This is a genomic window from Rhodoferax sp. (assembly GCF_034519335.1).
In the GTDB taxonomy this organism is placed as follows: domain Bacteria; phylum Pseudomonadota; class Gammaproteobacteria; order Burkholderiales; family Burkholderiaceae_C; genus Allorhodoferax.
This window is the reverse complement of the sequence record NZ_JAXHOL010000044.1, coordinates 63,784-89,597: the sequence shown is the minus strand read 5'-3', so window position 1 is coordinate 89,597 and position 25,814 is coordinate 63,784. Positions and strand designations below refer to the sequence as shown.

Annotated in this window: 26 protein-coding genes and 1 pseudogene; 22 read left to right on the top strand and 5 right to left on the bottom strand. The window is 60.3% G+C overall.

All coding sequences use genetic code 11. From position 1 onward, the window contains the following. The first annotated feature begins 1 nt into the window (after nucleotide 1). The 5 genes from U5O12_RS19730 (at nucleotide 2) to U5O12_RS19710 (ending at nucleotide 6,467) form a co-directional block, all read left to right on the top strand. Nucleotides 2–1,873, top strand: coding sequence for a feruloyl-CoA synthase (locus tag U5O12_RS19730; RefSeq protein WP_322580291.1), 1,872 nt, complete (start codon nucleotides 2–4; stop codon nucleotides 1,871–1,873). A gap of 24 nt (nucleotides 1,874–1,897) precedes the next feature. Then, nucleotides 1,898–2,683 (top strand): SDR family NAD(P)-dependent oxidoreductase, encoded by a 786-nt coding sequence (locus tag U5O12_RS19725; RefSeq protein ID WP_322580290.1) that lies wholly within the window; start codon nucleotides 1,898–1,900, stop codon nucleotides 2,681–2,683. A gap of 54 nt (nucleotides 2,684–2,737) precedes the next feature. Further along, nucleotides 2,738–3,724 carry a Bug family tripartite tricarboxylate transporter substrate binding protein gene (locus U5O12_RS19720; protein ID WP_322580289.1) on the top strand — a complete coding sequence of 329 codons (987 nt, stop codon included), beginning with the start codon at nucleotides 2,738–2,740 and terminating at the stop codon, nucleotides 3,722–3,724. Between the two features lie 141 nt (nucleotides 3,725–3,865). Next, nucleotides 3,866–4,711 (top strand): archaetidylserine decarboxylase, encoded by an 846-nt coding sequence (gene asd / locus U5O12_RS19715; RefSeq protein ID WP_322580288.1) that lies wholly within the window; start codon nucleotides 3,866–3,868, stop codon nucleotides 4,709–4,711. A 52-nt stretch (nucleotides 4,712–4,763) separates the two neighbouring features. After that, nucleotides 4,764–6,467 carry a methyl-accepting chemotaxis protein gene (locus U5O12_RS19710; RefSeq protein ID WP_322580287.1) on the top strand — a complete coding sequence of 568 codons (1,704 nt, stop codon included), beginning with the start codon at nucleotides 4,764–4,766 and terminating at the stop codon, nucleotides 6,465–6,467. A gap of 14 nt (nucleotides 6,468–6,481) precedes the next feature. On the opposite strand, the gene purU is transcribed toward U5O12_RS19710, so the two are convergent. The 3 genes from purU to U5O12_RS19695 form a co-directional block, all read right to left on the bottom strand. Then, nucleotides 6,482–7,330: a formyltetrahydrofolate deformylase gene (gene purU, locus U5O12_RS19705; protein WP_322580286.1), complete on the bottom strand. Its 849-nt coding sequence runs from the start codon at nucleotides 7,328–7,330 to the stop codon at nucleotides 6,482–6,484. Nucleotides 7,331–7,431: 101 nt separating this feature from the next. After that, entirely contained in the window at nucleotides 7,432–7,734 is a 303-nt protein-coding gene (locus U5O12_RS19700; protein WP_322580285.1) for a DUF3567 domain-containing protein, read from the bottom strand. Nucleotides 7,735–7,800: 66 nt separating this feature from the next. After that, nucleotides 7,801–9,000 (bottom strand): DUF3108 domain-containing protein, encoded by a 1,200-nt coding sequence (locus U5O12_RS19695; RefSeq protein WP_322580284.1) that lies wholly within the window; start codon nucleotides 8,998–9,000, stop codon nucleotides 7,801–7,803. Nucleotides 9,001–9,082: 82 nt separating this feature from the next. Here U5O12_RS19695 and U5O12_RS19690 point away from each other — a divergent pair, with 82 nt between their 5' ends. The 3 genes from U5O12_RS19690 (at nucleotide 9,083) to fghA (ending at nucleotide 12,265) form a co-directional block, all read left to right on the top strand. Further along, nucleotides 9,083–10,222: a fumarylacetoacetate hydrolase family protein gene (locus tag U5O12_RS19690; RefSeq protein WP_322580283.1), complete on the top strand. Its 1,140-nt coding sequence runs from the start codon at nucleotides 9,083–9,085 to the stop codon at nucleotides 10,220–10,222. Continuing rightward, a complete protein-coding gene (locus tag U5O12_RS19685; RefSeq protein WP_322580282.1) occupies nucleotides 10,219–11,337 on the top strand; it encodes an S-(hydroxymethyl)glutathione dehydrogenase/class III alcohol dehydrogenase in 1,119 nt (372 codons plus the stop codon). Before U5O12_RS19690 ends, U5O12_RS19685 begins: the two co-directional genes overlap by 4 nt. Nucleotides 11,338–11,398: 61 nt before the next feature. Further along, nucleotides 11,399–12,265 (top strand): S-formylglutathione hydrolase, encoded by an 867-nt coding sequence (gene fghA / locus U5O12_RS19680; protein ID WP_322580281.1) that lies wholly within the window; start codon nucleotides 11,399–11,401, stop codon nucleotides 12,263–12,265. On the opposite strand, the gene U5O12_RS19675 is transcribed toward fghA, so the two are convergent. Both U5O12_RS19675 and U5O12_RS19670 read right to left on the bottom strand, forming a co-directional pair. Further along, a complete protein-coding gene (locus U5O12_RS19675; protein ID WP_322580484.1) occupies nucleotides 12,262–12,867 on the bottom strand; it encodes a MarC family protein in 606 nt (201 codons plus the stop codon). The two genes, fghA and U5O12_RS19675, sit on opposite strands and share 4 nt — an antisense overlap. Before the next feature lie 59 nt (nucleotides 12,868–12,926). Beyond that, nucleotides 12,927–13,286 (bottom strand): TraR/DksA family transcriptional regulator, encoded by a 360-nt coding sequence (locus tag U5O12_RS19670; RefSeq protein WP_322580280.1) that lies wholly within the window; start codon nucleotides 13,284–13,286, stop codon nucleotides 12,927–12,929. Nucleotides 13,287–13,414: 128 nt separating this feature from the next. On the opposite strand from U5O12_RS19670, the gene U5O12_RS19665 reads away from it, so the two are divergent. The 14 genes and pseudogenes from U5O12_RS19665 (at nucleotide 13,415) to U5O12_RS19605 (ending at nucleotide 25,741) form a co-directional block, all read left to right on the top strand. Then, nucleotides 13,415–13,783 (top strand): DUF2946 family protein, encoded by a 369-nt coding sequence (locus U5O12_RS19665; protein ID WP_322580279.1) that lies wholly within the window; start codon nucleotides 13,415–13,417, stop codon nucleotides 13,781–13,783. Nucleotides 13,784–13,933: 150 nt separating this feature from the next. Then, entirely contained in the window at nucleotides 13,934–14,479 is a 546-nt protein-coding gene (locus U5O12_RS19660; protein ID WP_322580278.1) for a YcnI family protein, read from the top strand. A 20-nt stretch (nucleotides 14,480–14,499) separates the two neighbouring features. Beyond that, nucleotides 14,500–14,967 (top strand): annotated as a pseudogene (locus U5O12_RS19655) (copper chaperone PCu(A)C); the annotation flags it as partial. Beyond that, nucleotides 14,950–15,408: a copper uptake system-associated protein gene (locus U5O12_RS19650; protein ID WP_416221538.1), complete on the top strand. Its 459-nt coding sequence runs from the start codon at nucleotides 14,950–14,952 to the stop codon at nucleotides 15,406–15,408. The pseudogene U5O12_RS19655 and the gene U5O12_RS19650, both read left to right, overlap by 18 nt. Before the next feature lie 9 nt (nucleotides 15,409–15,417). Continuing rightward, nucleotides 15,418–17,532: a TonB-dependent siderophore receptor gene (locus U5O12_RS19645; RefSeq protein WP_322580277.1), complete on the top strand. Its 2,115-nt coding sequence runs from the start codon at nucleotides 15,418–15,420 to the stop codon at nucleotides 17,530–17,532. A gap of 12 nt (nucleotides 17,533–17,544) precedes the next feature. Next, on the top strand, nucleotides 17,545–18,963 hold the full coding sequence (locus tag U5O12_RS19640) for a PepSY domain-containing protein (protein ID WP_322580276.1): 1,419 nt from the start codon (nucleotides 17,545–17,547) through the stop codon (nucleotides 18,961–18,963). Nucleotides 18,964–19,021: 58 nt separating this feature from the next. Beyond that, nucleotides 19,022–19,396, top strand: coding sequence for a DUF2946 family protein (locus tag U5O12_RS21270; RefSeq protein WP_416221537.1), 375 nt, complete (start codon nucleotides 19,022–19,024; stop codon nucleotides 19,394–19,396). An 82-nt stretch (nucleotides 19,397–19,478) separates the two neighbouring features. Next, the gene (locus U5O12_RS19635) at nucleotides 19,479–19,667 is read left to right on the top strand and encodes a hypothetical protein (protein WP_322580275.1); all 189 of its coding nucleotides are present in this window, start codon (nucleotides 19,479–19,481) and stop codon (nucleotides 19,665–19,667) included. A gap of 183 nt (nucleotides 19,668–19,850) precedes the next feature. Then, nucleotides 19,851–21,236, top strand: a complete 1,386-nt coding sequence (locus U5O12_RS19630; RefSeq protein WP_322580274.1) for a cytochrome c — start codon at nucleotides 19,851–19,853, stop codon at nucleotides 21,234–21,236. Nucleotides 21,237–21,241: 5 nt separating this feature from the next. Continuing rightward, nucleotides 21,242–22,471, top strand: coding sequence for a hypothetical protein (locus U5O12_RS19625; RefSeq protein ID WP_322580273.1), 1,230 nt, complete (start codon nucleotides 21,242–21,244; stop codon nucleotides 22,469–22,471). Beyond that, entirely contained in the window at nucleotides 22,468–22,794 is a 327-nt protein-coding gene (locus tag U5O12_RS19620) for a cytochrome c (protein WP_322580272.1), read from the top strand. Before U5O12_RS19625 ends, U5O12_RS19620 begins: the two co-directional genes overlap by 4 nt. A 30-nt stretch (nucleotides 22,795–22,824) precedes the next feature. Beyond that, the gene (locus U5O12_RS19615; protein WP_322580271.1) at nucleotides 22,825–23,943 is read left to right on the top strand and encodes an ABC transporter substrate-binding protein; all 1,119 of its coding nucleotides are present in this window, start codon (nucleotides 22,825–22,827) and stop codon (nucleotides 23,941–23,943) included. Continuing rightward, entirely contained in the window at nucleotides 23,940–24,989 is a 1,050-nt protein-coding gene (locus tag U5O12_RS19610) for an iron ABC transporter permease (protein ID WP_322580270.1), read from the top strand. The genes U5O12_RS19615 and U5O12_RS19610 overlap by 4 nt, the downstream gene beginning before the upstream one ends. Continuing rightward, the gene (locus U5O12_RS19605; RefSeq protein WP_322580269.1) at nucleotides 24,986–25,741 is read left to right on the top strand and encodes an ABC transporter ATP-binding protein; all 756 of its coding nucleotides are present in this window, start codon (nucleotides 24,986–24,988) and stop codon (nucleotides 25,739–25,741) included. The genes U5O12_RS19610 and U5O12_RS19605 overlap by 4 nt, the downstream gene beginning before the upstream one ends. The last annotated feature ends 73 nt before the right edge of the window (nucleotides 25,742–25,814 follow it).

Here is a 25,814-nt window from a genome sequence, read left to right as displayed (position 1 = left end):
CATGAGTGACATGCAAGTTTCCACTCCGCGCTACCGCGAGACCAAATTCGGCGTCACCCGCATCACCGTCACAGATGGCGCACCCGGTGTCCGCTATCTGCAGGCTGATTTGGCTTTGGGTGCCTATGCCCGCCGGATTGCTGACTTTCTCGTGCATTGGGCAGAGGTCACTCCAGACCACACCTTTCTGGCCCGCCGCAAGCAGATGCCCGATGGCACGACCGGTGAATGGCAATCCATCACGTACGCACAAGCCCTTGCAAGCGCCCGCAGCATCGGGCAGGCGCTGTTGGATCGGGGGCTAAGCCCGGAACGGCCGGTCGTTATCCTGAGCGAAAACAGTCTGGAGCACGCCATGATGGCGCTGGGGTGTTTGTATGCTGGCGTGCCCTATTGCCCGGTATCTCCTGCCTATGCCACCGTGAGCCAGGACTTTGAGAAGCTGCGCCATGTGATGGACACCCTGACGCCGGGGCTGGTCTTTGTGGCTGATGGCCCCCGCTATGGGGCTGGTGTCGTCGCCACGGTCGGGCCGGGTGTCGAAGTCGTAGCAGCAGCCGGGCAAGTGCAAGGGCGAGAGGCTACTGCTTACGCATCCCTGCTCGCCACGACGGCTACGCCTGCGGTGGACGCAGCCATGCATGCCACCGGCCCGGGCACCATCGTCAAGTTTTTGTTCACCAGCGGCTCCACCAAGCTGCCCAAGCCGGTCATCAATACGCAGCGCATGTGGTGCGCGAATTTGCAGCAAATTTCCTTGTCCTTGCCTGTGTTCGCAGAGGCGCCTCCTGTGCTGGTGGATTGGCTGCCCTGGAATCACACCTTCGGTGGCAACCACAACTTCGGGCTCACGTTGCAACACGGCGGAACGCTGTACATCGATGACGGCAAACCCACTGCAGCTCACATTGGCGAGACGCTCCGCAACCTGCGCGAGATCGCGCCGACGGTGTACTTCAATGTACCCACTGGCTTTGAAATGATTGCTGCTGCCATGGAGTCTGATGCGCAGTTGCGCACCACCTTGCTGTCACGCCTCAAGGTATTTTTCTATTCCGGTGCAGGTTTGTCCCAGCCCGTCTGGGACAAGCTTCACGCCATTCAAGAGTCCGCCATCGGCGAGCGCATTGTGATGGCCACTGGCTTGGGCATGACGGAGTCATCGCCCTCTGCCATGTTCGTCAACAGCCCGGATGTGGCGTCCGGAGACATCGGCGTACCGGTGCCGGGCATGACCCTGAAACTGGTGGATGTGGATGGAAAAATCGAAGTCCGCTATCGTGGCCCGAATGTGACCCTAGGTTACTGGCGCTCGGAAGCTGCCACACGGGATGCCTTTGATGAGGAAGGCTATCTGTGCACTGGCGATGCCGTGAAGTGGATTTCCGAGTCCGACATTCACCGTGGCCTGCGCTTTGACGGCCGAATTGCCGAGGACTTCAAGCTCTCCACCGGCACCTTCGTGAGCGTGGGGCCCATGCGCGCCAAGATTGTGGTGTCCGGGGCGCCGTATATCCAGGACGCGGTGATTACCGGACTGAACCGCAAAGAAGTCGGTGCGCTGCTGTTTTTGTCTGCGGCTTGCCGCGATGTAGCAAACCTTCCGGCGGATGCCCCTTGGGCCGATGTGGTTCAGAGCGCAGCGGTGCGCCAGCGCATCGAGGCTGTTGTGGATCAACTTGCGCGAGAGGCTACAGGCAGTGCAAGCCGCATAGCCCGCGCACTCCTGATGGTGGAGCCGCCTTCTGCCGAGAAGGGCGAGATCACCGACAAGGGCTCCCTGAACCAACGCGCAGTGCTGAAGCACCGGCATGCATTGGTCGAGGGACTGCACGACGATGCACTCCCTTTCATCATCAAACCCACGGCCTGAGCGAGCCGCAGCCAAGTAAAAGACATGCAAATTCAAGGACAAACCGCACTGGTTACCGGTGCAGCATCGGGTTTGGGAGAGGCGACTGCCCGTGAACTGGCCAGACTCGGAGCCAAGGTCGCCGTGCTGGATATCAACGAGGCACAAGCAGAAAAGGTGGCGTCCGCGATACGGGCGGAGTTCGGTGAAGACCGTGCCATCGCGCTGCGGTGCGACATTACGCAGACCGATAGCGTGCAAGCTGCTGTGGACGCGTCCGAACGCGCCTTGGGTGCCGCGCGCATCCTGATGAACGTGGCCGGCATAGGCAGCGCCAAGCGGGTGGTGCAGCGGGATGGAACTGCGGCGCCCTTGGAGGACTTTGCGCGTGTGGTGTCTATCAACCTCATTGGCGCGTACAACATCAGCCGTTTGTTTGCAGCAGCCTGCAGCAAGCTGGCGCCGCTGGAGAACGGCGAGCGTGGCGTGATGATGTTCACGGCATCTGTCGCCGCGTTTGACGGGCAGGTGGGCCAGCAGGCCTACAGCGCATCCAAAGGCGGCTTGGTGGGCATGACGCTACCCATGGCTCGGGACCTCGCCCAGCACGCGATTCGTGTGTGCACGGTGGCGCCCGGTTTGTTTGCCACGCCGTTGATGAAGGAACTGCCGGAAGCTGTGCAGCAGTCGCTGGCCGCCAGCATTCCCTTTCCGCCGCGTCTGGGTAAGCCGCAAGAGTTTGCCGAGCTGGCCTGCCACATCGTGACCAACGGGCACCTCAACGGCGAGGTGATCCGGCTCGATGGCGCATTGCGCATGGCGCCGCGTTGACTCGCTAACGTTTTTTTCCCTGTGCAACCTGCCAACCAAAAATAGGAGACAACCATGTTCACTCGCAGGCAACTCATCCAGGCCTTGGGCAGCAGCGCTGCTTTGGGCGCGCTCTATCCCCTCACTGCGCAAGCGCAAGTCGACCAAGTCAAGGTGTATTTCGGCTTTCCACCGGGCAGTTCCGGCGATACCGTGGCACGCCGGGTTGCAGAAAAATGGGCTGGCACAGCGTTCAGTAAAAACGCGGGCGTTGTCGAAAACAAGCCCGGTGCGGGTGGGCGTATCGCGCTGGAGGCTCTCAAAAATGCGCCCGCTGATGGGTCGGTACTCGCGCTGTCGCAGGTATCGGCGCTCGCCAGCTATCCACACGTATTCAACAAGATGCCCTACGTAGACAAGGACTTCGCGCCCGTCTCGATTGCGGCCATCATGCACCATGGACTGGCAGTCGGGCCCATGGTGCCTGCCAGTGTCAAGACCGTGAAAGACTTCCTGGCCTGGGCCAAGGCGAATCCCAAAGATGCGAGCTACGGTTCGCCCGGCGCGGGTTCCACCCCCCACTTCATCGGAGCGCTCCTGTCCATCAATAGTGGGGTGGAGCTCAAGCATGTGCCCTATCGGGGGTCCGTGCCCGGAGTTACCGATCTGGTGGGTGGGCAAGTGGCTGCGATGGTGACGCCCCACGGCGACTACCTGGCCAACTACAAGGCCGGGAAGTTGCGCATTCTGGCCACGTCGGGTCCCAACCGTTCGCCCTACGCGTCAGATGTGCCTACCTTCGCGGAGCAGGGTTTCCCGGAACTCACCACCGAAGAGTGGTTCGGGTTTTACGCGCCAGCCAATACCCCCAAAGCGGTCGTGGCGGCTGCCAATACGGCCATTAACGCTGCCTTGAAGGAGAAATCAGTCATCGAGAGTCTCGCGTTGGTGGGGTTGATTCCTCGCGGTTCCACACCCGAAGAGCAGGCGCGTTGGCAAAAGTCTGAGTTTGACACTTGGGGGCCTCTGATCAAGAAAATTGGATTCACTGCTGACTCCTGAGCGGCGAAATGCGCGACGCCCTCTAAGAGTGCAGTCGGTGACGCTGCAATGCGCTCCGAGAGCGTGTGGGGGGGGGCAGAACGGTATAGAGAAGAAGATGCCTCAGTAGAATGGCGATCTTTTTTCCTCGGGAGTTCCCCTGTGTCTGACACCCTCGCCGTACTGCCACAGTACCTGCTCCCCAAAAAAGCCCTCACCGCCTTTGGCGGCTTGGTTGCTGGCGCCCGCGGCGGCAAAGCCACTACCGCGTTGATTCGGTGGTTCATTGGCAAATACCGGGTCAACATGGCTGAGGCCGCCAACCCGGACCCCGCGGCCTACGCCACTTTCAATGATTTCTTCACGCGCGCTCTCAAAGAAGGTGTGCGCCCACTCGCTTCTGCTCCCTTTGTTTGCCCGGTGGATGGCGCCATCAGCCAGTTTGGCGCGATAGACAAGGATCAGATCTTTCAGGCCAAGGGCCACCACTACAGCACCACGGCGTTGGTGGGCGGCGATGCCAAGCTGGCGGCACAGTTTGACAACGGCACGTTTGCGACGATTTACCTCAGCCCGCGCGACTACCACCGTATCCACATGCCCTGCGATGGCGTGTTGCGGCGCATGGTTTATGTGCCCGGCGATTTGTTTTCGGTGAATCCGACCACAGCACGCGGCGTGCCCGGCCTGTTTGCGCGCAATGAGCGTGTGGTCTGCGTGTTTGATTCTGACCATGGCCCTTTTGTGCTCACCTTGGTAGGCGCCACCGTGGTGGGCAGCATGGCCACGGTGTGGCACGGTGTGGTGAATCCGCCCCGCCTGCCCCAGATTACCGAGTGGCACTATGACGCCAATGCGGTGGTTTTGAAGCAAGGGGATGAGATGGGACGCTTCTTGCTTGGTTCCACAGTTGTGATGCTGTTTGGACGCGACCGCCTCGCGTTCGACGGCGCTTGGGCTGCCGGCAAGCCGGTGTGTCTGGGCGAAAAAATGGGCGAAACGCCGTAAAAACCAGTATCCTGAATCGCGGGGAGACTGCACAACTGTTGGAGTGTTTGGTATGCAAGTTTCGTCTTCTGAGACTGCGCTCACCCTGGCCGCAGGCCTGGCGTTGGCACCTGCCCTGGCGAGCGACGACCACGAGGTAAACGATACGGAGCGTGGCTACCGTCGCACCAAGTTGCCACGTGTCGCGGTACTTGAGTCGTTGTCGGTGCGGGCCAGTCTTTGGCTGGCGTTTGCCTGCGTGCTGGCTGGCGCTGTGGTGATTGGCGTGTTTTCGCTGTTCCAGATGGGTCGTCTCAATGAATCCACCAAAGCCATTTATGAGCAGGAATTTGCTGCGGGCCAGGCGGCGGAGCAAGCGCAGGGCCTGATTTTGCGTGCCAGCCGCGCCCAAACCCAGCTGTTGACGGCCACCACTGCAGCAGAGCGCTACACGCTGGGCGGCGATATTGAGGCCAGCCTCACGCAAATTAGCCAACGCCTGGAAGTTATCAAAGGCTTGTCAACCTCTGAAGAAAGCACCGCCTCCAGCCAACAACTGATCGATGCGATGGCCAACTGGACCAAGCGCCAGCGGGCCTACATCGCGCTGGTGAAAGAGCAGCCGCTAGATCTGATGCAAATGAGCACTGACGTACCGACCGAAGACGCACGCTTGCTCAACGACACCCGCAAACTGGAAAAAATTGTGGATTCTCTGGTGGAGCAACGCTCGAAGTCGGCCGAGGCGACTATCGTGAATGCAGGCCAAATCTACCAGTCATCCCAAATGTGGGTGGTGGGCATCATGGCGCTGCTCGTGGTGTTGTCCTTGGTCATCAGTGGCTGGGTAACCCGTCGCTTGGTGCGCCAGCTGGGCGGCGAACCGGCCTATGCCAAGTCGATTGCCAGTCGCATTGCCCAAGGCGACCTGTCCATGCAAATTCGCCTGGAGCCCAAGGACACGGAAAGTTTGCTGTATTCGCTGCGCGACATGCAGGGCAAACTGGCCGACACCATGCGTGAAATTGCGAGCAGCTCCAAGCAGGTGGCCAATGCCTCCCGCGAAATTTCCATGGGTAACCTGGATTTGTCGCAGCGCACGGAGCTGCAATCGGCGTCGCTGGAGAAAACCACCACCAACGTGGAACAAATGGCAGCGATTGCCAAGCGGTATGCCGACAGCGCGACACAGGCGGCCCAGCTGTCTGGTTTGGCCAAGCGCTCGGCCCAGCAGGGTGGCGAAGTGGTGGCCAGTGTGGTCTCCACCATGGAAAAGATCAGCAAGAGCACCGAGGCCATCCACGCCAACATTGGTGTGATTGAAGGCATTGCTTTCCAGACCAATATTCTGGCGCTGAATGCAGCCGTTGAAGCCGCGCACGCCGGCGAGCAGGGGCGTGGGTTTGCGGTGGTGGCCTCCGAGGTGCGCTCACTGGCCGAGCGCAGTGCCAAGGCGGCGCGTGAAATCAATGCACTGATCGAGGCGTCGACCACCCAAGTCAAAGATGGCGCACAACTGGCACAAAAAGCGGGTCAAACGATTGCCGAAATGTCCCAGAGCGTGCAGCAGGTCAGCACGGTGATGGAAGAGCTGTCTGGCGCATCGGTGCAGCAAAGTGCGGGCATTGAAGAGATCAACCGCGCCGTGGCCCAACTGGATGGAAGCACCCAACAAAACGCCGCGCTGGTGGAAGAAGCCGCCGCCGCCGCCCAGTCACTGGACGAACAGGCCCAGTCGCTGGACCAGCTGGTCGGTCGCTTCCACCTGCAGGGTTAGTTCCCCCGGGCTTCTTATTTGAAGATCACGGTCTTGTGGCCATTCAGCAGCACGCGGTGCTCGCTGTGCCACTTGACCGCGCGGGCCAGCACCTGACTCTCGGTGTCTCGGCCCTGGGTGGTCAGGTCTTCCACCGTTTTGCTGTGGTCCACGCGCGCCACGTCCTGCTCGATGATGGGGCCTTCGTCCAGGTCTGCCGTCACATAGTGGGCGGTGGCACCAATCAGCTTTACCCCGCGGTCATGCGCCTGGTAATAAGGTTTGGCGCCTTTGAAGCTGGGCAAAAAGCTGTGGTGGATGTTGATGGCGCGGCCGGCCAGCTTGCGGCACAGGTCGTCGCTCAGGATCTGCATGTAGCGCGCAAGCACTACCAGTTCGGCCCCTTCGGACTCAATCACCTCAAAGGCGCGGGCTTCGGCCTGGGCTTTGGTAGCGGCTGTCACCGGAATGTGGTGAAAGGGCACGTTGTAGCTGGCTGCCAGCTGGTAAAACTCGCGGTGGTTGGAGACGATGGCACGGATGTCCAGCGGCAGCAGGCCACTTTTCCAACGGAACAACAGGTCGTTCAGGCAGTGGCCTTCTTTGCTGACCATGATGACGGTGCGCATGGGCTGGGCCGTGGCGTGCAGGCTCCATTGCAGGTGCAACGGTTCGGCGAAGCTGCCGAGCTGGGTGCGCAGGTCCGTGTGGCTCAGTTGGCTGCAGCTGAACTGCACCCGCATGAAAAACAGGCCGGTATCAGGGTCGTTGTATTGGGCGGCTTCTTCAATATTGCCGCCGCGCTCCAGCAAAAAGCCCGAAACGGCGTGCACCAAACCAAGGCGGTCAGGGCAGGAAAACGTGAGAATGTAAGTCTGGCTCATGGGGCGAGATTGTCGCAGTTCCCGGGCATGCGCCGGTATGTGGGATTTGGAAAGCGCAAGGGGCTCCGAAGAGCCCCTCTGGTGCGGGTGGTGGCGCAGACCTAGTGAACGACCACCGGGTTCTGTGCCAGCACCGCATACTGGTCTAGCGTGTCTTCCACTTCTTCCTGGGTTGGGGTGTTGACCTGCCAAGCCTGGATGTGCTGCTGAAACAGCTCGGCCCACGAGCCATCGAGGTAGACCTCTTTGCCCGAACGCTTGTCCACGATCTCAAAACCGTGGCGTGCCAGCATGGGCACGCCCTGCGGGTATCGCTCGGTTTTTTCGGGTTGCACACCGTCTGGCTCGCCGTTGGCCAGCATGTGGGTGACGGAGAAAGATTCAGAGTCGTACAAAGTGTGCATAGTGTTTACCAACAAGAGATAGACCGTATTTGGACGCCATCTTCGCGGTTTCAAGAGTAACAGGGTTTAAGGCGCCTGCGTGCTCCGCCACAATTTATCCGCCACATCCCCGTTGGCTTCCGTCAGGCGGATGCGCACCGGCAAATAACCCATGCTGGGCGCTAGCCAGATCTCAGCCCGGTTGCCGTAGGGCCCCACCGCGCCGCGCGATAGCTTGATAGCACTCACTTCGCCACCGGGCAGCGTCAGTTTTTCGGTGTTGCCCACCACCATGGTCCAGGATTCCACCGAACGCGGCCCGATCGCCTCGAACGGGATCTGGGTACCGGCCGGGTAACGCTGCGGCTCACCGCCCAACATGGCACTGAGCTGCAGCACTGCGCTGAGTTGGTCTTGCATACCCGGCGTCAGCGGCACATCCGGGGTATTGGCGCTGAAAGTGACTTTGTTGGCGATGCGGTCGAAGTGGGCCGCCACCTCGCTGCGCACCTTGTCACCAAAACGGATTGGCTCCAGTCCCTGCGGACCCAACGCGCCCTTGCTGGTTTGCATGCGCGAGCCCAGCAAAAAGTGGCTGAACTCCAAGCGGCTGTTGTAAGTATTGCCGTCGTGTTGCCACAGCAGCTCGCCATTCAGGCTCAGCGAAATGCCTTTCACTTCGGCGCGCACTTCGTATTTCAGCCTTGCCGGCTCGGGGTAGGCCAGGCGCAGCGGGGCGTCGCTGGCTTGGGCTGCTCCAGCCGCCAGAGTGGTCACAGCTGCTGCGCCACCCTTGTTGCCTCCGGAGTCCGGGGGGGGCGAAGGCAGTGCGTGGCTTGCTACGGTATTTGGAGCTGTTTGCGCAGTATCTACGGGGCTTAGAGGTGGTTTTGACTCCAAATCCAGGGCGTTTGGCAAAGTGGAAGCGGCTGTGGGCGCGGGGGGGGGCGGCAACGGAGCGAGGCGGGTTGTTTGGCTAGGGGCTGCTCGGGCAGAGGATGGCAATGCCTGTGTTGGCGCTGGCAACTCCTGGGGCCCATGCACCGCCGGTGGGGGCGGGCTCTGTGAGATGGTGCGGGTTTGCAGCGCTGCGGCAGTGGGCCCCTCGTCAATGCTGCCAGCTTCACTACCGGCCGGTGCCCAGTCCAGTTTCCACGTGAGAGGCTGACCCAGCACCAGCCAGTGCGCCAGCAGAACAGCCCCTAGCACGGCAATCAGCGTGCGCCCATGCCGTGCCGCAAAGGGCAGGGGCAAGGAAAACAAGGGCGCAGGCATGGTCAAAAGCATGGGGCGGGTCAAACAGGTGGGCGGGGCTGGATTCAGTTTAATGCACGGCCTGACACCGCCCATTCCCGGCGAAAATGCCCGCATGAAACTCGCTACCTACCAAGATGGCTCCCGCGACGGGCAGCTGGTGGTCGTCTCCCGCGACCTGAGCCAGGCGCACTATGCGACCCACATTGCCAACCGCCTGCAGCAAGTGTTGGACGACTGGAATTACCTCGCCCCCCAGCTCGAAGACCTCTATGCATTGTTGAACCAGGGCCGCGCGCGCCATGCCTTCCCGTTCGACCCGGCGCTGTGCATGGCGCCGCTGCCGCGCGCCTACCAATGGGCCGATGGCTCTGCTTATCTGAACCATGTGGAGCTGGTGCGCCAGGCCCGCGGCGCCGAGGTGCCCGAGAGTTTTGCCACCGACCCGCTGATGTACCAAGGTGGCAGCGACGACTTGGCGGGTCCGCAGGCTGACATCGTGTGCGCCAACCTGGCCTGGGGCGTGGACTTTGAGGCCGAGTTGGCTGTGATCACCGGCGACGTGCCACTGGGCTGCCCCAGCGACCGCGCCATCGACGCGGTACGCCTCTTGGTGCTGGCTAACGACGTGACGCTGCGCAACCTGGTGCCCGATGAGCTGGCCAAGGGCTTTGGCTTCGTGCAGAGCAAGCCCGCCACCGCGTTTGGCCCCGTGGCCGTCACACCCGACGAGCTGGGCGATGCCTGGGCCCGCGGCCGGGTACACCTGCCCGTGCAGTGCACCTGGAACGGCCGAAAAGTTGGCATGTGCGAGGCCGGCAGCGACATGAGCTTCCACTTTGGCCAGTTGATTGCCCATCTGGCCAAGACGCGCCGGGTGCGGGCGGGCTCCATCATTGGCTCGGGCACCATTAGCAACAAGGGTGTTGCGCGCAAAAATCGCACTGACTGGCCCAACGGCTACAGCTGCATTGCCGAGAAGCGCGCGATGGAGACGATCCAGGACGGCCAGCCCAGCACCGAGTACATGCAGTACGGTGACACCATCCGCATCGAGGTGAAAGGCCGCGATGGGCAGAGCGTGTTTGGTGCCATCCTGCAAGAAGTGGTGCCGCCCGAAAGCCGCGGCCGAACAGCCCCCGGCGCCACTGCGGCATCCGTTTCTGGTGATACTGTTGTAGCGGTTTTTGCTGACCCCATACCTGCGCCCTCTGCCGAGAGCGCCCCTGATTCTTCTACCGAGACCTCCGAATGAAAACACGCGCCGCCGTCGCCTGGAAAGCAGGCCAACCCCTGACCATAGAAACCGTAGACCTGCAAGGCCCCAAGTTCGGCGAAGTGCTCGTCGAAATCAAGGCCACCGGCATCTGCCACACCGACTACTACACCCTGAGCGGCGCGGACCCTGAAGGCATCTTCCCCGCCATCCTGGGCCACGAAGGCGCGGGCATTGTGGTGGACGTGGGCCCCGGCGTGACCAGCCTGAAGAAAGGCGACCACGTCATCCCGCTCTACACGCCCGAATGCCGCACCTGCAAGTTTTGCCTGTCGCGCAAGACCAACCTGTGCCAGCTGATCCGCGGCACCCAAGGCAAGGGCCTGATGCCCGATGCCACCTCGCGCTTCAGCCTGAATGGCGACCCCATCTTCCACTACATGGGCACCAGCACCTTCAGCAACTACACGGTGGCGCCTGAAATCAGCCTCGCCAAAATCCACGAGGACGCACCGTTTGACAAGGTGTGCTACATCGGCTGCGGTGTGACCACCGGCATCGGCGCGGTGATCTTCACCGCCAAGGTGGAAGCCGGCGCCAACGCCGTGGTGTTTGGCCTGGGCGGCATTGGCCTGAATGTGATCCAGGGCCTGAAGATGGTGGGCGCGGACAAGATCATTGGCGTGGACCTGAACCCCGAGCGCGAAGCCATGGCACGCCAGTTCGGCATGACGCACTTCCTGAACCCCAAGGACATTGAGGCCGCGGGCGGCAACATCGTTGACGCGATTGTTCAGCTCACCGACGGCGGTGCCGACTACAGCTTCGAGTGCATCGGTAACACCAAGGTCATGCGCCAGGCGCTGGAGTGCACGCACAAAGGCTGGGGCCGCAGCATCATCATCGGCGTGGCCGAGGCTGGCGCCGAAATCTCCACCCGCCCGTTCCAGTTGGTGACGGGCCGCAAGTGGGAAGGCTCGGCCTTCGGCGGCGCACGCGGCCGCACCGATGTGCCCAAGATCGTGGACTGGTACATGGAAGGCAAGATCAACATCGACAGCCTCATCACTCACACCATGCCGCTGGAAGACATCAACAAAGGCTTTGATTTGATGAAGCGCGGCGAGTCGATCCGCGGCGTCGTCATTTATTAAGCAAATTGGCCTCTAGAGCCCGTTGATATTGCGCAAACAGCTTCTTTTTTGATAGCAATTCATGCAAAACCCCAGCTTTGAACTGCAAAGCGAGCACGCCTGCTTTGGTGGCGTGCAGCGTTTCTACAAACACGTCTCATCCGAGATAGGCCTGCCGATGCGTTTTGGCATCTTTTTGCCACCGCAGGCGTCCAGCGGGCCGGTGCCCGCCGTGGTGTACCTGGCAGGGCTGACGTGCACGGAGGAAACCTTTGCCTTCAAGGCCGGTGCCCAGCGTGTGGCCGCAGCGTTGGGCCTGGCGCTGATCACGCCCGACACCAGTCCGCGCGGCGCAGGCCTGGTGGGTGAGGCCGACCACTGGGACTTTGGCGTGGGCGCCGGGTTTTACCTGGACGCCACACAAGCGCCTTGGAGTGGCCACTGGTGCATGGAGAGTTATTTGCTCCAAGAGCTGTTGCCCCACATTGCGCAAGACTTGCCCGTCGATGCCGCACGCATGGGGATCACGGGCCACTCCATGGGCGGGCACGGAGCGCTCACCCTGGCGCAGCGCCACCCTGGCGTCTTCAAAACCCTGTCCGCGTTTGCGCCGATTTGTGCGCCCAGCCATTGCCCGTGGGGTAAAAAAGCGTTCACCGGGTACTTGGGCCAGGACGAAAGCCTGTGGGCTGCGCACGATGCGTCGGCGCTCATGGCCGCACAAACCAGCGCGCCGTACCCCGGCGGGATTTTGGTGGACCAGGGGCTGGCCGACAAGTTTCTGGAAGAGCAGTTGCACCCGCACCTGCTGGAGGCGGCCTGTGCCCAAGTGGGGCAGCCCCTGACGCTGCGCCGCCACGCGGGTTACGACCACGGCTACTACTTCATCAGCACCTTCATGGAAGACCACCTGCGCCACCATGCGCAGGGGCTGGGCCTGCTGCCTTAGGTCGCAGCGGAGAGCTGCACCGCAAAGGTCTTGACGCCGCGCAGCATCATTTCAATCGCCACCGACACCAGCACCAGGCCCATGAGACGTTCAGCGGCCACCACCAAGCGGTCGCCGATGATGCGCTGGATGCGTTCAGCCGACACCAGCACCACGGCGCTGACCAGCATGGTCACACACAGTGCACCAATCCACTCCATGCGCCTATCCGGCTGTTGCGACACCAGCAGCAGCACCGTGGCCAAGGCAGACGGGCCTGCTACGGCGGGCACGGCCAGCGGCACGATGAGTGGTTCGGTCATGATTTCGCCCTCGGTGGTGGCTGCGGGCGGAAACACCATGCGCAGTGCAATCAAAAACAGGATCACACCGCCGCCGATTTGCAGCGACAGCTCGCTGAGGTTCATCACACGCAGAAAGCTCTCGCCCACAAACATGAAGGTCAGCAGCAGCGCAAACGCAATCAGGATCTCTCGCAGGATGACCTTGGCCCGCCGCTCGGGCGCCACGTGCTTGAGCGCGTTGGCAAAGATCGGAATGTTGCCAATCGGATCGGTGATCAGGATCAGCAGGATGGTGGCGGAGACAAAGGTGTAATTCATCATGGGGGCGGGGCTGCCTGGTGGGCAACAGGGTTCTCGGTGCCCCGGAGAATAGCAGTTCAGCCGCGTTCCAGCGCCTCCTGGCAGGGGAGGCAGCGCTCGGCTTCCGGTGCCGCTTGCAGGCGTGCCGGGGCAATCGCCACACCACAGTCTGCGCACAGGCCGTAGCTGCCGTTGGCCAGGCGCTGCAGGGCAGCATTCACGCGGCGCAGTTCGGTGCTTTCGTGGTCGTCCAGGGCAAACTCCAAGTCTCGCTCAGTCGCCGTCTGGGCCTGGGAGTCTTCGCGGTGCGCAAAGTGGGCTGCAGAGGCTTCTGCACGGCTGGGGGCGCCGTCGCGCAAGGTGGCCAGTTGGGCCAGCAAACTGCTGCGCTTGTCGTTCAGGGCGGCTTCCAGAGACAGGGTGTCGAGTGCGGTCATGGCATCTTTCTTGCAACGCCCGACGGGGCGTTTTCAGGCTCCATGGTCCGCCCCTCCGCGCCGCGTGTCTTTGATGCGAATCAAGCCAGCCGCTCCTTGTGCGCCATGTCTTGGGCCATAATCCGTGCATGCTCAGCCTGCAATCCCTGCGTCAATCACGCGCCCTCATCCGTTGGATGTTGGCGTGTTTTGCATTGGCCATCGGGGTAGCCGTGGCAGCGCCTGTGGTCAATCCACAGGCCCTGTCGCTGGTGTGCAGTGCCGGTGGCAGCGTCAAGCTGGTGGCGGCCGATGATGTGGATGGCGGTGCACCCGCCACCATGGCCCATACGCTGGACTGTGTGATGTGTCTCCCGGCAGGTGCACCACCTGCCACCGCCGATGTGGTGGTGCCCGCAGTGGCGTTGGCCGATGTGCTGCGCACCGGCCCGCCCCGCCACATCACCTGGCGCACTGCGGACCCCGCTTCCGCCCGCGCTCCTCCCGTACCCGTCTAAGTCGCACGCTCGGCCTCTCGCAGGCTGACGGTTGGCGGCGTCTCCTGGCCCCTGGTGGGCCTGTCTTTTTTGTGCTCTGGTGTTGCTGTGTTGTGGGGTTTAGTCCCTGGTTGCTTCGGCTGCACTGTCGTCTTTACTTCGGAGTTGTGTATGAAAAGTGCTATTCAAATCGTAGCTGCTTGCGCAGTATTCATGGGCTCTACAGCCGTATTTGGTCATGTAACCTTGCAAGACCAGGCGGCAGCGGCCGGCGCCAGCTACCGCGGTGTGTTGCGGGTAGGCCATGGATGCGAAGGCGCCGCCACCACGTCCATCCAGGTCACCGTACCCGAAGGCTTCAACGGTGCCCAGCCCATGGTCAAGCTCGGCTGGACCGTGAGCACCAAGGTCGGCAAGCTGGCCACTCCCTACGAAGCCCATGGCAAAAAATACACCGAAGGCGTGCTGGAAATTACCTGGACCGTTAACAACGTGGCTGACGCTTTGCCGGACGCGCATTACGACGAGTTTGTGTTCCGCGGCACCACACCCAAAAAGCCCGGAACCCAGTGGTTCAAGGTAGTGCAACGTTGCACCAAGGGTGCCAATGAATGGGTGGAAATTCCCGCTGCAGGCCAAGACGCCCACAGCCTGAAGTCGCCCGCTGCCCGTCTCGATGTGCTGGATGTGCAAGCCGCTGGCGGCCACGCCCACTAATTTTTTTCAAGGAGCTTTGTATGAACCGCTATCGCCTGAGTACCGTCGCCCTGGTTGCGGCCTGCCTGTCCACCAGCCTGTGGGCGCAAACCGTGGAGGTGAAAAACGCCTGGGCCCGTGCCACCGTGCAGGGCCAAAAAGCTAGCGGTGCCTTCATGACCTTGACGGCCAAGGACGGCGCCAAGCTGGTGTCTGCCACGTCGCCCGTAGCCGGAGTGACGGAAGTACACGAGATGAAGATGGAAGGCGACGTGATGAAGATGCGCGCTGTGCCCGCATTGGATCTGCCTGCGGGCAAAGCCGTGGAGCTCAAGCCCGGTGGTTACCACGTGATGCTGCTGGACCTGAAGCTGCCCCTGCAGAAAGACACCACCATACCCTTGACCTTGGTCTTCAAAGACGCCAAGGGCGTGGAAAGCAAATCGGAGATCAAGGTGCCGGTGTCGCAGATGGCTCCTGCGGGCGCTGCCATGGCCCACGGTGGCCATGATGCCCACGCTGCCCATGGCGCTGCGATGGTGGCCCCCAAGGGCAGTGATGCAGAGCAAATCACCGCGATCATGAAAAAGCAATTTGACCGCCCAGACGCTCCGCTGGCCGTGGAGCCCGTGACGGTGCAGGGCAACTACGCCGTGGCTGGCTGGACCCAAGGTGGCAAGGGTGGTCGCGCCCTGCTTCAGAAAGACAAGGGCGCTTGGTTCATTTCGGTGTGCGCCGGTGATGGCCTGAAGGACGCCAAAGTGCTGCAGACCACAGGCATGTCGGCGGATGCCGCTGCCGCCATGGCCAAGGCCATAGCTGCCGCCGAGTCCAAGCTCTCCAAGGACAAGCTCAAGCAATTTGCCAGCTTTGAAGGCATGGTGAAGATGGGCGCCGAAGGCCATGGTGCCCATGGCAAGCAAGACGCTCCAGCGGCACACAAGCACTAAGGCCTGGAAATGAACGGAATGATTCGATGGGGCGTGGCCATGGCCGCAGCCAGTGGCGGTGTGATGGCTTTGGCGCAAAGTGCTGATGCCGTGAAATCGCTGGCCCCGGTAGAAGTGCGTGAATCGGTGGTGTTTCCTGTGCACTTGCCCAAACGCAACGTCGCCACGGGAGTCGAGGCCGCAAACATCGACATTCCGTTCTCGGTATCCCATGTGCCGTTGGAGCTGGTGCAGGCCCAGGCGGGTCGTACGCTCCAAGATGCCTTGCGCAATGTGCCGGGAGCACAGGCCGATTCGGGTTTCAACGGAGTGCACACCCAGTTCTTTGTGCTGCGTGGCTCTATTGCCGACAGCGGCACCGGTTCCAACCGGGTGTTGCGCGACGGCGTGCGCATGTCCAACTACCCGTTTGTGAAAGCGTTTGTGGACAGTGTGGACGTACTGCAGGGGCCCGGCGCGGCTTTGGGGCTACGTAGCGAACCTGGGGGCACCGTCAACCTGATGAGCAAGCAGGCTGAGATGGCGAACTTTGGGTCAGTTGGCGTTTCTGCTGGAGGCTCCGGCGCCATGGAGTTGTCGGCAGATATCAACCGAGTGCTGTCGGAAGAGCACGAGTTGGCCGCCCGCTTGGTATTGACCCGTTCGGCGGCCAGCGAATGGCGCCACACACCTGACAAACTCGATGGGGTCAAACTTAGTGTGTCCCAATCGGAGGGAAACAGCTACCACCTTCGTCTGAATGCGGAAGCCACCAACCAGACCTACCAACCTGACTACGGCATTCCTGCACTCAACGGAAGTCCGATTGATGTGCCGCGCGATCGGCAGTACGGGGAGCCATGGGACAACTCCACCACCCAGAACCGTATCTTTGACATCCATGCTGATGTAGCCCTCAGCCCTGACGCGCGTCTGAATATGGATTGGACGCACTTGGAAGCGCGCTCCACCTCAATCAAGAGCGGCCTGACCGGCAACGTTAAAAATGCCAGCGGTGATTGGGGCCGGTTTGCCGCCTACGAACCCGGGACCGATCGGCTGATTGACTCGGTGGCCAGTACCGTGGAGAGCAAGCACCAGTGGGGCGGCTTGCAACATACCTTGATGGTCGGCGCCGACTATTACCGCGAAACGCTCAACCAGCCCTCGCTCACCATCCCGGCTGCCAATAGCCCGGACATCAATGTATTCAACCCCGTATTCGGGTTGGTCAAAGCACCTTCTACGGTGCTGGCCGCAGGCGCTACCACGCGTCAAAACCTGGAAAGTGTTGCATTGTCCGTGCAAGATCAGGTGATGCTGGGTGAGTGGACCGGGGTTGCTGGTGTACGGTTTGTACAGCAAGACTTCATGTACGGAACTGCTGGCACCAAATCGGTCATGGAGACCAAGTGGCTGCCCAAAGTCGGCGTGTTGCGCAAGTTGTCCAGCGCCGACAGTGTGTATGCCAATGCCGCCATGGGTATGTCACCCAACCAGGTGTCATCTTCCAGCAACCAGTCGCTGCCATCGCGCGAAAGCAGGCAGCTTGAGCTCGGCTGGAAGTCGCTGTGGAATGGGGGGGCTTTGGCCTCCGACGTTGCCGTCTACCAGCTCGACCAGAGCAACATGATTGCCGATGACCAGGCCACCGCCAGCAACTTCGATTTCACCGTAGATGGGAAGGCCCGGTCGAGAGGTCTGGAGGCCTCGCTCACGGGTGACTTGACACGCCGGCTTCAGGCAAAAGTAGCTTACGCGTACACCGACGCCCGCGTGTCTGAACACCCTGTCTACAAAGGCAAGCTAACGCCCAATGTGGCGGCGCACACCCTCACCCTGTGGGGCCAATACCTGTGGCCTGTTGAGTCTGATGTTCAGTGGCTGACGGGCGCAGGCATTTACGCACAAACCAAGCGTTATGCCGATCGCGCCAACACTACAGAGTTGCCCGGCTACGTACGTTTAGACATTACCCAAACTTGGCGCACACGCACGGGCACCGGCAAATCCGTTGAAGTGCAGTTGGCCATCCGAAACGTCCTGGACGCGTACTACTACGTGTCCAGTCACCTGCATGTGGCGCGCTGGATTACCCCTGCTGAAGGCCGCAACGCCTCGTTGTCCGTCCATTACCGGTTTTAAAGGAATATCTCAATGACGTCTTCCGCAGGCACATCGCTACCAGCTGCTCGTCAGCCAACCCCGGCAAATTTGTATGCCACCGCATGGCGCTGGCACTTTTACTCCGGGCTCTTCGTGGTGCCGTTCTTGTTCATGTTGGCGGCTACGGGGCTTGTGATGGTGTATTTCACGGGTTTTCAGAGCCGTTTGGGCAATCTGGTCCACGTGGAGCCCCAGAACACCGTCAGGGCCATTACCGTTCAGGCGCAAGCCGCACTGGATACCTATCCTGGGGCGACCCTCAAGGAATACATCGCACCCAAGTCGCGCGACGTAGCTTCGTGGATTGTCGTAACCCACCAAGGGGCGACTCAAGCCGTGGCAGTGGACCCTTACAGCGCCAAAGTGTTGAAGACCGTAGACAAGGAAAACACGGTATTCGCCTGGGCCGAGAAAATTCATGGAACTTTGTTGATTGGAGACGCCGGAGATCGAATCATCGAGGTGGCAGCTGGCTTGGCCGTGGTCATGATCGTGACCGGCCTGTATTTGTTCTGGCCGCGAAACGGCACTGCATGGTCGCAAGTTTTGGTCCCTGAATGGCGTACCAAAGGGCGCCGCTGGTGGAAGTCCCTGCATTCCAGCGTAGGTTTTTGGACGAGCATCATTCTGTTTGGCTTCCTGCTGACCGGCATGTCGTGGACCGGCGTTTGGGGTGGAAAGCTGGTCCAGCCCTGGGCTACTTTCCCTGCTGCCAAATGGGACAACGTGCCCAAATCCGATGCAAGCCATGCTTCGCTCAATTCCGCTGGTGGTCATGATGTCCCGTGGGGACTGGAGCAAACTCCTCTGCCCGTGTCGGGTTCGGATGCCGGTTCCCCTGGCGTAATGGGCGTGTCCGCAGGAGAGCCTGTCAATCTGGACGGGGTTGCCGCGTTGGCGAACCGCTTGGGCTTCTCTGGCCAGTTTCATATCAATGTGCCGCAGGATGCTTCGGGGGTCTACACCTTGTCTGCCGACACCATGAGCGGTGACCTGAGCAATCCGTTCCAGGACCGTACGGTGCATGTGGACCGCTACACCGGGAAGGTGCTGGCACAAGCTGCATTTGCGGATTACTCTGTCGTGGCCAAAGCCATGGCAATTGGCATCGCCTTGCACCAAGGGGATGTGGGAATCTGGAGTGCCATCGCAAACGTGGTGTTCTGTCTGGCGATCATGTTGCTTTGCGTCAGCGGCATTGTCATGTGGTGGGTGCGCCGACCCAAAAATGCTGCGCGTCTGGTGGCTCCCTCGGCGCCTCCGCAAGTCGCCCTGTGGAAAGGGGGCGCGGTGGTCATGGCGTTGACTGCTTTGGCGTTTCCCCTGGCAGGTGCGGTTCTTGTGGCCGCCATCGTGCTGGACTGGCTGTTGATTTCCCGTATCCCTCAGCTGAAGTTGCGCCTTTCTTGAGTCCGACCTCGTGAAACACCGCACAACGTGTCAACTGCAGAACCTGCGCCGTCTCTGGATGGTGTGGGCGCTGTTGTGCGCGTTGTTGCTGTCGGTACTTGCGCCCACAGCTAGTTTTGCTTTCGCCGCCAATAATCAGGGCGGCGCCGGCGTGATTGAAGTCTGTACGACCGATGGTCCCCGTTGGGTGTCCCTTGAGTCGACAGATGAGTCTCCCCAGCAGTCCGAAGGGAAAACCTCGGACTCCGTGCATCCCCATTGCCCGTTTTGCCTGCGTCCCACAGACTTGGGTGCTGCCCCGCCCCCCCATCAGCCTTACCTCTTCTTGGTTCAGGGCGGAAACCAGGAGCGCCCAGTCTGGCAGGCTTTTTTCTACCTTCCGATCTCCAATGCTTACGCGCCATCGCCGCGTGGGCCTCCCCACACGCTTTGACTCTTTGACGGACATGTGATGCGCTTGCACAGCGATGTGGGCGCCTGTGTCCGGTTGTCATTGGCATTGTTTGGAGATCGCCGTGAATTCCTCTCGTACCTTCAGGCTCCCGCGCGGAGTGGTTTTGTTCGTTCTCGTCCATGCGCTATCAGTGGGTCTGCTGTGGCTGGCTGCTGCCAGCGTAGGCGAGCACTACGAACATTTCGGAACGGTCGACAGCCACCACATGCGTCTGGTTCCTTTGAACCAGATAGGCACTACCCAACGGTAGTGCCCCGGTTTTGCCTGCCGCACGAAGACTGTGGTGCTGCCCCACCTGCCCCATCAGCCTTACCTCTTCTTGGTTCACGGTGGAAACCAGGAGCACCCAGTCTGGCAGGCTTTTTTATTCCCAAGGAGTTGATGTGATCAGCTTATATTCAACAGGGGCGACCCGCTCGCCCGGGAGGCCCGCATGGACATGCTAGGCCTGTATCCCACTTTCTACGTCCCACAGATCGGTTCGGCCTGGGTGATGGGCATCATTGGCGTGATCCATGTCGTGGCCTCTCACACGTCAGTGGGCGCGGCATTGTTGTTCGCCATATTGGAAACGGTCGCCTACAAGCAGAACCGCCCCCAAATCCTGGACTTCATCAAGCGCTACGGCATGTTTCTGCTGGTGTTCTCCTACATCATCGGATCCATTACTGGGCCAGGCATTTGGTATGCCATCACCGTCGCCAGCCCTCGCGGTGTGGGCGGCTTGATCCACAACTTTGTCTGGGTCTGGGCCGCTGAGTGGGTGTACTTCACTGTGGAGGTGATAGGTGTGTATGCCCTGGTCTATTTGTTGGGGAAGATTGACCCGCGTAGCCACCTGAAGCTCACCTGGTCGTTTGCCCTGGCGTCCTGGGCCACCATGCTGCTGATCGTGGGCATCCTGTCGTTCATGATGTGGCCCGGTTCAGAGGCTTGGTACACCACGGGTTCGACCAACGATGCCTTCTACAACCTGAATTTTTTTGCGCACCTCGGCATACGAACCGGTTCGATGCTGGTGATGGCTACGGTGGTGGGGTTGCTGGTGTTGTCGCGCCAGGCTGATCCAGATCTGAGGCAACGCGTGGCCCGGATTCTGGCGCCTATCGGTTTGGCGGGTGGCTTCCTGTCGGTCCTCATGTTCATGTGGTACCTGCAGACCCTGCCCCATAACGCCCAGCTCATGCTGACGGTGAACCTGATTCCTGTCTACATGAAGGGAATGATCGCAGTCTTCGCAGCCACCACCGTCTACCTCATTTGGGCCTGGGTCAAACCATTGCACATCCGTACCTGGGTTGCGGTTCCTCTGTTCCTGTTCATTGCGGTCTACGGCGTCTGGCCGGAAGAGCGCATCCGTGAAAGCATGCGCAAGCCCTTTGTGGTGGGCCAATACGTGTATTCCAACCAAATCATCGCGCGTGACGTGCCCGGCAAAGGCATCACCGCAGAGGTGGATCGGGTTGGCGAGCATGGATTGCTCAAACTCAACCCTTTCGTGCCAGAGCGCTTGCGCACCATCACGCCGGAGAACCGACTCGAAGCAGGTCAGCTGTTGGCAAAAATGGCCTGCGCCAATTGCCATGCGCTGGAAAAAGGCGCACCCCTGCGCAGCTTGCCCGACAAGTTCGGTGGTTCGGCCGATGAAGACCTTATTGCGGCATTTATCCGTGGCCCGTTGGCCAATGGAACGATTGCCTACATGCCACGGTTGGTATTGCCCGAGCATGAAATCGAGGCCTTGGCCGCCTTCATTGCCCATCAGAACAAGCCCCAGCTTGCCACCGTGGCCGTCAAAACCACGCCGCCCAAGGAGTAAACCAGATGGCAGATATCGGAATCATCATGAACACGATGCGTGACTCGGCAGGGCTGCCGGCGCACCCGTCGATTTTCCAGGCGTTGATGTTGTTGACCTGGGTTTTTCATATCGTCTTCGTCCACCTGACCTTGGGTGCCGCAGGGCTTGCCATTTGGACCTATGTGCGCCGCGATAGCCATGTCCATTGGGCGCGTCTTTCGGAAGCAATGACGAAGGTGGCCAAGGTCGGTGTTTCGTTGTTGATCGTTTTGGGTGTTGCGCCCCTGTTGTTCACTCAGGTCATTTATGACCCCCAGTGGTATGCCTCCAATGTCCTGTCGGCACGGTGGGCCATCGCCTTCATCTTCACGCTCATCGTCGCGTACAGCATGTGGTTCTACTTCTATGCGCAGAACCATGGCCGGCGTGCGACGCGGTTCATGGCCGTCTTCGCTGGAGCCGCACTGGGGCTCTTTGTGCTGGACGGGCTGATCATGCATGTCCTTTCCTACCAAGCGCTGTTACCCAGTCAGTGGCAAGAGTGGTACGCCCCAGGTGGAGTGGTGGACACCTCCGGCAGCAAGCTGCACGCCATGCAGCCCGCGCGATTCCTGTTCATCATGGGGCTCTCGGTACCTGCAATTGGCCTGTATCTGTTGGCCTACGCCGACTATGTGGGTGCCCGTGCAGACGCTGATGCCGCCTATTTGGACCGTGTGCGGAACCTGGGTGCGGTCATTGCCTGGAGAGGTGCTGCGTTGTCTGCTGTGTTGATGGTGGCATGGCAGCTCACCAACCCGTTCGCTCTTGGGCTGTGGAAGAGCCCCCTTGGGTGGGTTCTGGTTCTTTGGTGTGCAGCTCTTGCTCTATGGGTCAAAAGCCGCAAGCATTTCGAGGGGCTGGGGTACGCCGCATTGGGTAGTGGTGTGGCTATGACCGGCATTCTTGCAGCGTGGCGCGAGGTTATTCGCATCGCTCATTTATCCCCATTGGGCTACAACATTGCGGACTACCCCGTGCACGCCGACGTGCCGTCGTTAACGCTTTTTTCGCTTACTTTGTTGGGGGTTGGAGGGTTGGTGGGCGGCTACTACCTGCGCCTGATCTACCAAGCAGGACTCACGGTTGGAACCTACACCGCGGGCAAGTGGACTTCCCGCTGGGGCACTGCCGCCGTCGGCGTATTGGTGATTTGGATCATGGTCTTCTTCGCCTACGGCATCAACATCTACATTCGGAACGTATTCAAATGAAAACTCTACTTTCAACGCTCGTTGCGGTGACATGCATGGGAGCTGGGACGATGGCACAGGCACAACAGTTGGCCGATGTGGCTGCCGGAAAAAAAAGGGCTGCGGTGTGTTTCTCTTGCCATGGAGAGGACGGTGTGTCCCGCAATCCGGCCTATCCAAATTTGCAAAATCAGCAGCGTGTCTACCTTGAGAAGCAGCTCAAGGATTTCAGGGACGGTCGCCGTGTGGATCCAGCAATGACCGCGATGGCCAAGCCCCTCACCGACGACGACATCCGCAACATCTCTGCTTACTACTGGGGCGTGAATCTCGTACGCCGCTGATCTTCTCTTGTTTACTTCGATTGGATATCCATGTCTTTCTCTCTGCTTTTTATGCGCCGCCTGCGGCAGTTGCTACTACTTGTCGGAATTGGTCTAACTCTATGTGTCAATGCTGCAACCATTGAAGTCACAGATGCCCTCGGCCGCAAGGTCAAGGTCCCATCACCCGTTCAACGTGTGGCATTGAATTTCAATTTCGAGGAGTTCACGGCTATTGCAGGGAAAGAAGGCTGGGCCAAAGTCGTGGGAATTTCCAGGGCGCCGTGGGAAGGTTGGCGGCCCGTGATCTTCAAACGGTATGCCGATGTCATCCCCAATCTGCAATCCATGCCCGACATCGGGCATTCTGATGATGGGACATTCAGTGCTGAAAAAATCATTGCACTCAAGCCGGATGTATTGTTGATCGCCGAATGGACCTACAAGTCGCTCGAGACAGCACGGGGGCAAATCGAAGCCGCTGGCATCCCCATCGTGGTGGTGGATTACAACGCCCAGTTGCTGGAAAGGCACCTGGCATCGACGCGCGCGATTGGCAAAGTCATGGGCACTGACAGCCGCGCCGAAGAGTTGGCCACGCTCTATGAGCGCGAGTACAAAAACGTGTTGACCCGCATCCCCAAAAATGCACCACGCAAGAAAATTTATGTCGAGCTGGGGCAGGCAGGTGCTGAGACGGTGGGTAACAGCTACAGCGGCACCATGTGGGGAAAGATTTTCACCACCTTGGGTGCTGACAACCTGGCGGATGGAAAGTTGCCCGGCCCCTGGGGGCCATTGAACCAAGAGGCTGTGATAGCAGCGGACCCTGATCTGATCTTCTTTGCTGGTTCGTCTTGGGTTAACCGACCGAAGGCGGTTCGCACCGGCTATGAGGCTACAGCTGAAATCACCCGCAAGAGTCTCGAACCCTATGTGCAGCGTCCGGGCTACAGCAGCTTGCGGGCGGTCAAGTCGGGGGAGGTGCACGCCATTGAACATGGCCTGTGCCGCACCCTGTTTGACTTTGTGGCCATGCAATACATTGCCAAACGCCTCTATCCCGAATCCTTCAAAGACGTGGATCCGGATGCCGCGTTCCGGAATTACCACGAAAAATACTTGCCTGTGAAGTATTCCGGGGTCTGGATGTTGCCAATCAAACCATGAGCTTTGGACGGCAAGACTGGGTTGCCTTGGCCTACCGCCAAGCCGCACGGCGCAGACGATTGGCTTTGCTGGCATTCGCTGGCATGTTGGTGCTGGGACTGTTGCTGGACATTGCCACGGGACCCGCCATGCTCGAATTGTCTGCGGTGGCAAGCGCCGTGGCAGGGCTTGGCGGGGATGCCTCGGTGATGGCCATCGTCTGGAGCATTCGACTTCCCGTCGCGTTGATGGCCTTGGCGGTCGGCGCTGCATTGGGCCTTTCAGGGGCCATCATGCAGACCATACTTAACAATCCATTGGCCTCCAGCTACACCTTGGGCATTTCGGCCGGAGCAGGTTTTGGGGCATCTTTGGTGATCGTGCTGGGACTGGCGCTGCCGGTCCCGGAGACCTATGCCATCCCCATCAATGCGATCCTTTTCGCAGGCCTCGCCTGTTCTGGGGTTTATTTCATTGGGGGTGCGCGTCAAGCCACGGCAGAAGGATTGGTGTTGGCAGGTATTGCCTTGTTATTTCTCTTCCAGGCCCTGACGTCTTTGCTGCAAATGGTGGCGTCACCGGAGGCCTTGCAGCAGGTCGTTTTTTGGCTTTTCGGAAGTTTGCAGAAATCGACTTGGCCCAAACTCTGGACACTTCTGGCGGTCATGTCGGTGTGTATTCCCTTCTTGGTGCGAGATGTATGGGCGCTCACGGCACTCAAGCTGGGGGATGCACGTGCGGCGGCGTTGGGGGTCAATGTGCGGGCTTTGCGCATCCGTGCTTTCATTCTTGTGTCTGCATTGACCGGCGTTGCTGTTGCTTTTGTGGGCACGATCGGCTTTGTTGGTTTGGTGGCGCCCCATGTGGCGCGGTTGCTGATCGGCGAAGACCAGCGGAGTTTTTTGCCCCTTTCGGCCTTGTCTGGCGCCCTGTTGTTGTCTTTGGCCTCAGTCGCCAGCAAGACGATTTCACCGGGCGCCATCTTCCCTATTGGCATCGTGACGTCGCTGATTGGGGTTCCATTCTTCATATGGCTTGTGAAGCACAACAAGCGGGTGTATTGGTGAGCTTGTTTCTCCAGGGTGTATCGGTGTCGTACGGCAGCCGCAAGGTACTGCAGCAGGTGAGTTTGCATGCCCATGCCGGACAGGTCTTGGGCATTGTGGGGGCCAATGGCTGTGGCAAAACCACCTTGCTCAAAGCCATTGCAGGGCATTTGCCGTGCCAAGGCCAAATTCGGTTTGGAGACCAACTGGACGTTGGTCATGCCGTGGCTTATATGCCACAAGATATCCAGGCTCCCGTTGCACTGTCGGTGGTGGAAGTCGTATTGCTGGGGCGCTTGAAGCGACTGAACTTGCGAGTTCAGGCCCAGGATTTGGACGCAGTGGGCAACGTTCTGCGGCGCCTGGGGGTGGAGCACCTCGCCTCGCGGGCCATGACCGAGCTTAGCGGCGGGCAACGGCAGTTGGTATTCCTGGCGCAGGCCTTGGTGGCTGAACCAGCGCTGCTATTGCTTGACGAGCCCATCAGTGCGCTAGACATCTGTCACCAGTTGGAGGTCTTGGACCTGATCCAGACGATGACGCGAGAGCGCCAGCTATGCACTGTGATGGTGTTGCATGACCTCAATGCCGCAGCCCGATTTGCAGACGAGGTGGCTTTGCTCCTGGATGGAAAGGCCATCACCCAGGGCGCGCCCAGCGATGTATTGACCATTGACAACCTGGCCGCCGCGTTCGGCGTTCGCATGGAAGCCATGGTCTCCCCCAAGGGTAGGCCGGTATGGATTCCGGACTGCAAAATTTCATCTGCCTAGCGTTGCAGCGATCCAGCACGCTTGGACAAGCATTTCAACTGGAGTAAGCTGTGCGCCAGAGCCTGACCACCAG

Excerpts from the sequence above, each read along its gene's own strand:
- U5O12_RS19650 (WP_416221538.1), top strand. The coding sequence starts at position 14,950 with ATGGCCCACGGTGGCCATGATGCCCACGCTGCCCATGGCGCTGCGATG.
- U5O12_RS19625 (WP_322580273.1), top strand. The coding sequence starts at position 21,242 with ATGGCAGATATCGGAATCATCATGAACACGATGCGTGACTCGGCAGGG.
- U5O12_RS19615 (WP_322580271.1), top strand. The coding sequence starts at position 22,825 with ATGTCTTTCTCTCTGCTTTTTATGCGCCGCCTGCGGCAGTTGCTACTA.
- U5O12_RS19720 (WP_322580289.1), top strand. The coding sequence starts at position 2,738 with ATGTTCACTCGCAGGCAACTCATCCAGGCCTTGGGCAGCAGCGCTGCT.
- U5O12_RS19685 (WP_322580282.1), top strand. The coding sequence starts at position 10,219 with ATGAAAACACGCGCCGCCGTCGCCTGGAAAGCAGGCCAACCCCTGACC.
- U5O12_RS19725 (WP_322580290.1), top strand. The coding sequence starts at position 1,898 with ATGCAAATTCAAGGACAAACCGCACTGGTTACCGGTGCAGCATCGGGT.
- U5O12_RS19640 (WP_322580276.1), top strand. The coding sequence starts at position 17,545 with ATGACGTCTTCCGCAGGCACATCGCTACCAGCTGCTCGTCAGCCAACC.
- U5O12_RS19620 (WP_322580272.1), top strand. The coding sequence starts at position 22,468 with ATGAAAACTCTACTTTCAACGCTCGTTGCGGTGACATGCATGGGAGCT.
- U5O12_RS19670 (WP_322580280.1), bottom strand. The coding sequence starts at position 13,286 with ATGACCGCACTCGACACCCTGTCTCTGGAAGCCGCCCTGAACGACAAG.
- U5O12_RS19665 (WP_322580279.1), top strand. The coding sequence starts at position 13,415 with ATGCTCAGCCTGCAATCCCTGCGTCAATCACGCGCCCTCATCCGTTGG.
- U5O12_RS19630 (WP_322580274.1), top strand. The coding sequence starts at position 19,851 with ATGGACATGCTAGGCCTGTATCCCACTTTCTACGTCCCACAGATCGGT.
- U5O12_RS19700 (WP_322580285.1), bottom strand. The coding sequence starts at position 7,734 with ATGCACACTTTGTACGACTCTGAATCTTTCTCCGTCACCCACATGCTG.
- fghA (WP_322580281.1), top strand. The coding sequence starts at position 11,399 with ATGCAAAACCCCAGCTTTGAACTGCAAAGCGAGCACGCCTGCTTTGGT.
- U5O12_RS19610 (WP_322580270.1), top strand. The coding sequence starts at position 23,940 with ATGAGCTTTGGACGGCAAGACTGGGTTGCCTTGGCCTACCGCCAAGCC.
- U5O12_RS19695 (WP_322580284.1), bottom strand. The coding sequence starts at position 9,000 with ATGCTTTTGACCATGCCTGCGCCCTTGTTTTCCTTGCCCCTGCCCTTT.
- U5O12_RS19660 (WP_322580278.1), top strand. The coding sequence starts at position 13,934 with ATGAAAAGTGCTATTCAAATCGTAGCTGCTTGCGCAGTATTCATGGGC.
- U5O12_RS19645 (WP_322580277.1), top strand. The coding sequence starts at position 15,418 with ATGAACGGAATGATTCGATGGGGCGTGGCCATGGCCGCAGCCAGTGGC.
- U5O12_RS19675 (WP_322580484.1), bottom strand. The coding sequence starts at position 12,867 with ATGAATTACACCTTTGTCTCCGCCACCATCCTGCTGATCCTGATCACC.
- U5O12_RS19690 (WP_322580283.1), top strand. The coding sequence starts at position 9,083 with ATGAAACTCGCTACCTACCAAGATGGCTCCCGCGACGGGCAGCTGGTG.
- U5O12_RS21270 (WP_416221537.1), top strand. The coding sequence starts at position 19,022 with ATGGTGTGGGCGCTGTTGTGCGCGTTGTTGCTGTCGGTACTTGCGCCC.
- U5O12_RS19730 (WP_322580291.1), top strand. The coding sequence starts at position 2 with ATGAGTGACATGCAAGTTTCCACTCCGCGCTACCGCGAGACCAAATTC.
- purU (WP_322580286.1), bottom strand. The coding sequence starts at position 7,330 with ATGAGCCAGACTTACATTCTCACGTTTTCCTGCCCTGACCGCCTTGGT.
- U5O12_RS19710 (WP_322580287.1), top strand. The coding sequence starts at position 4,764 with ATGCAAGTTTCGTCTTCTGAGACTGCGCTCACCCTGGCCGCAGGCCTG.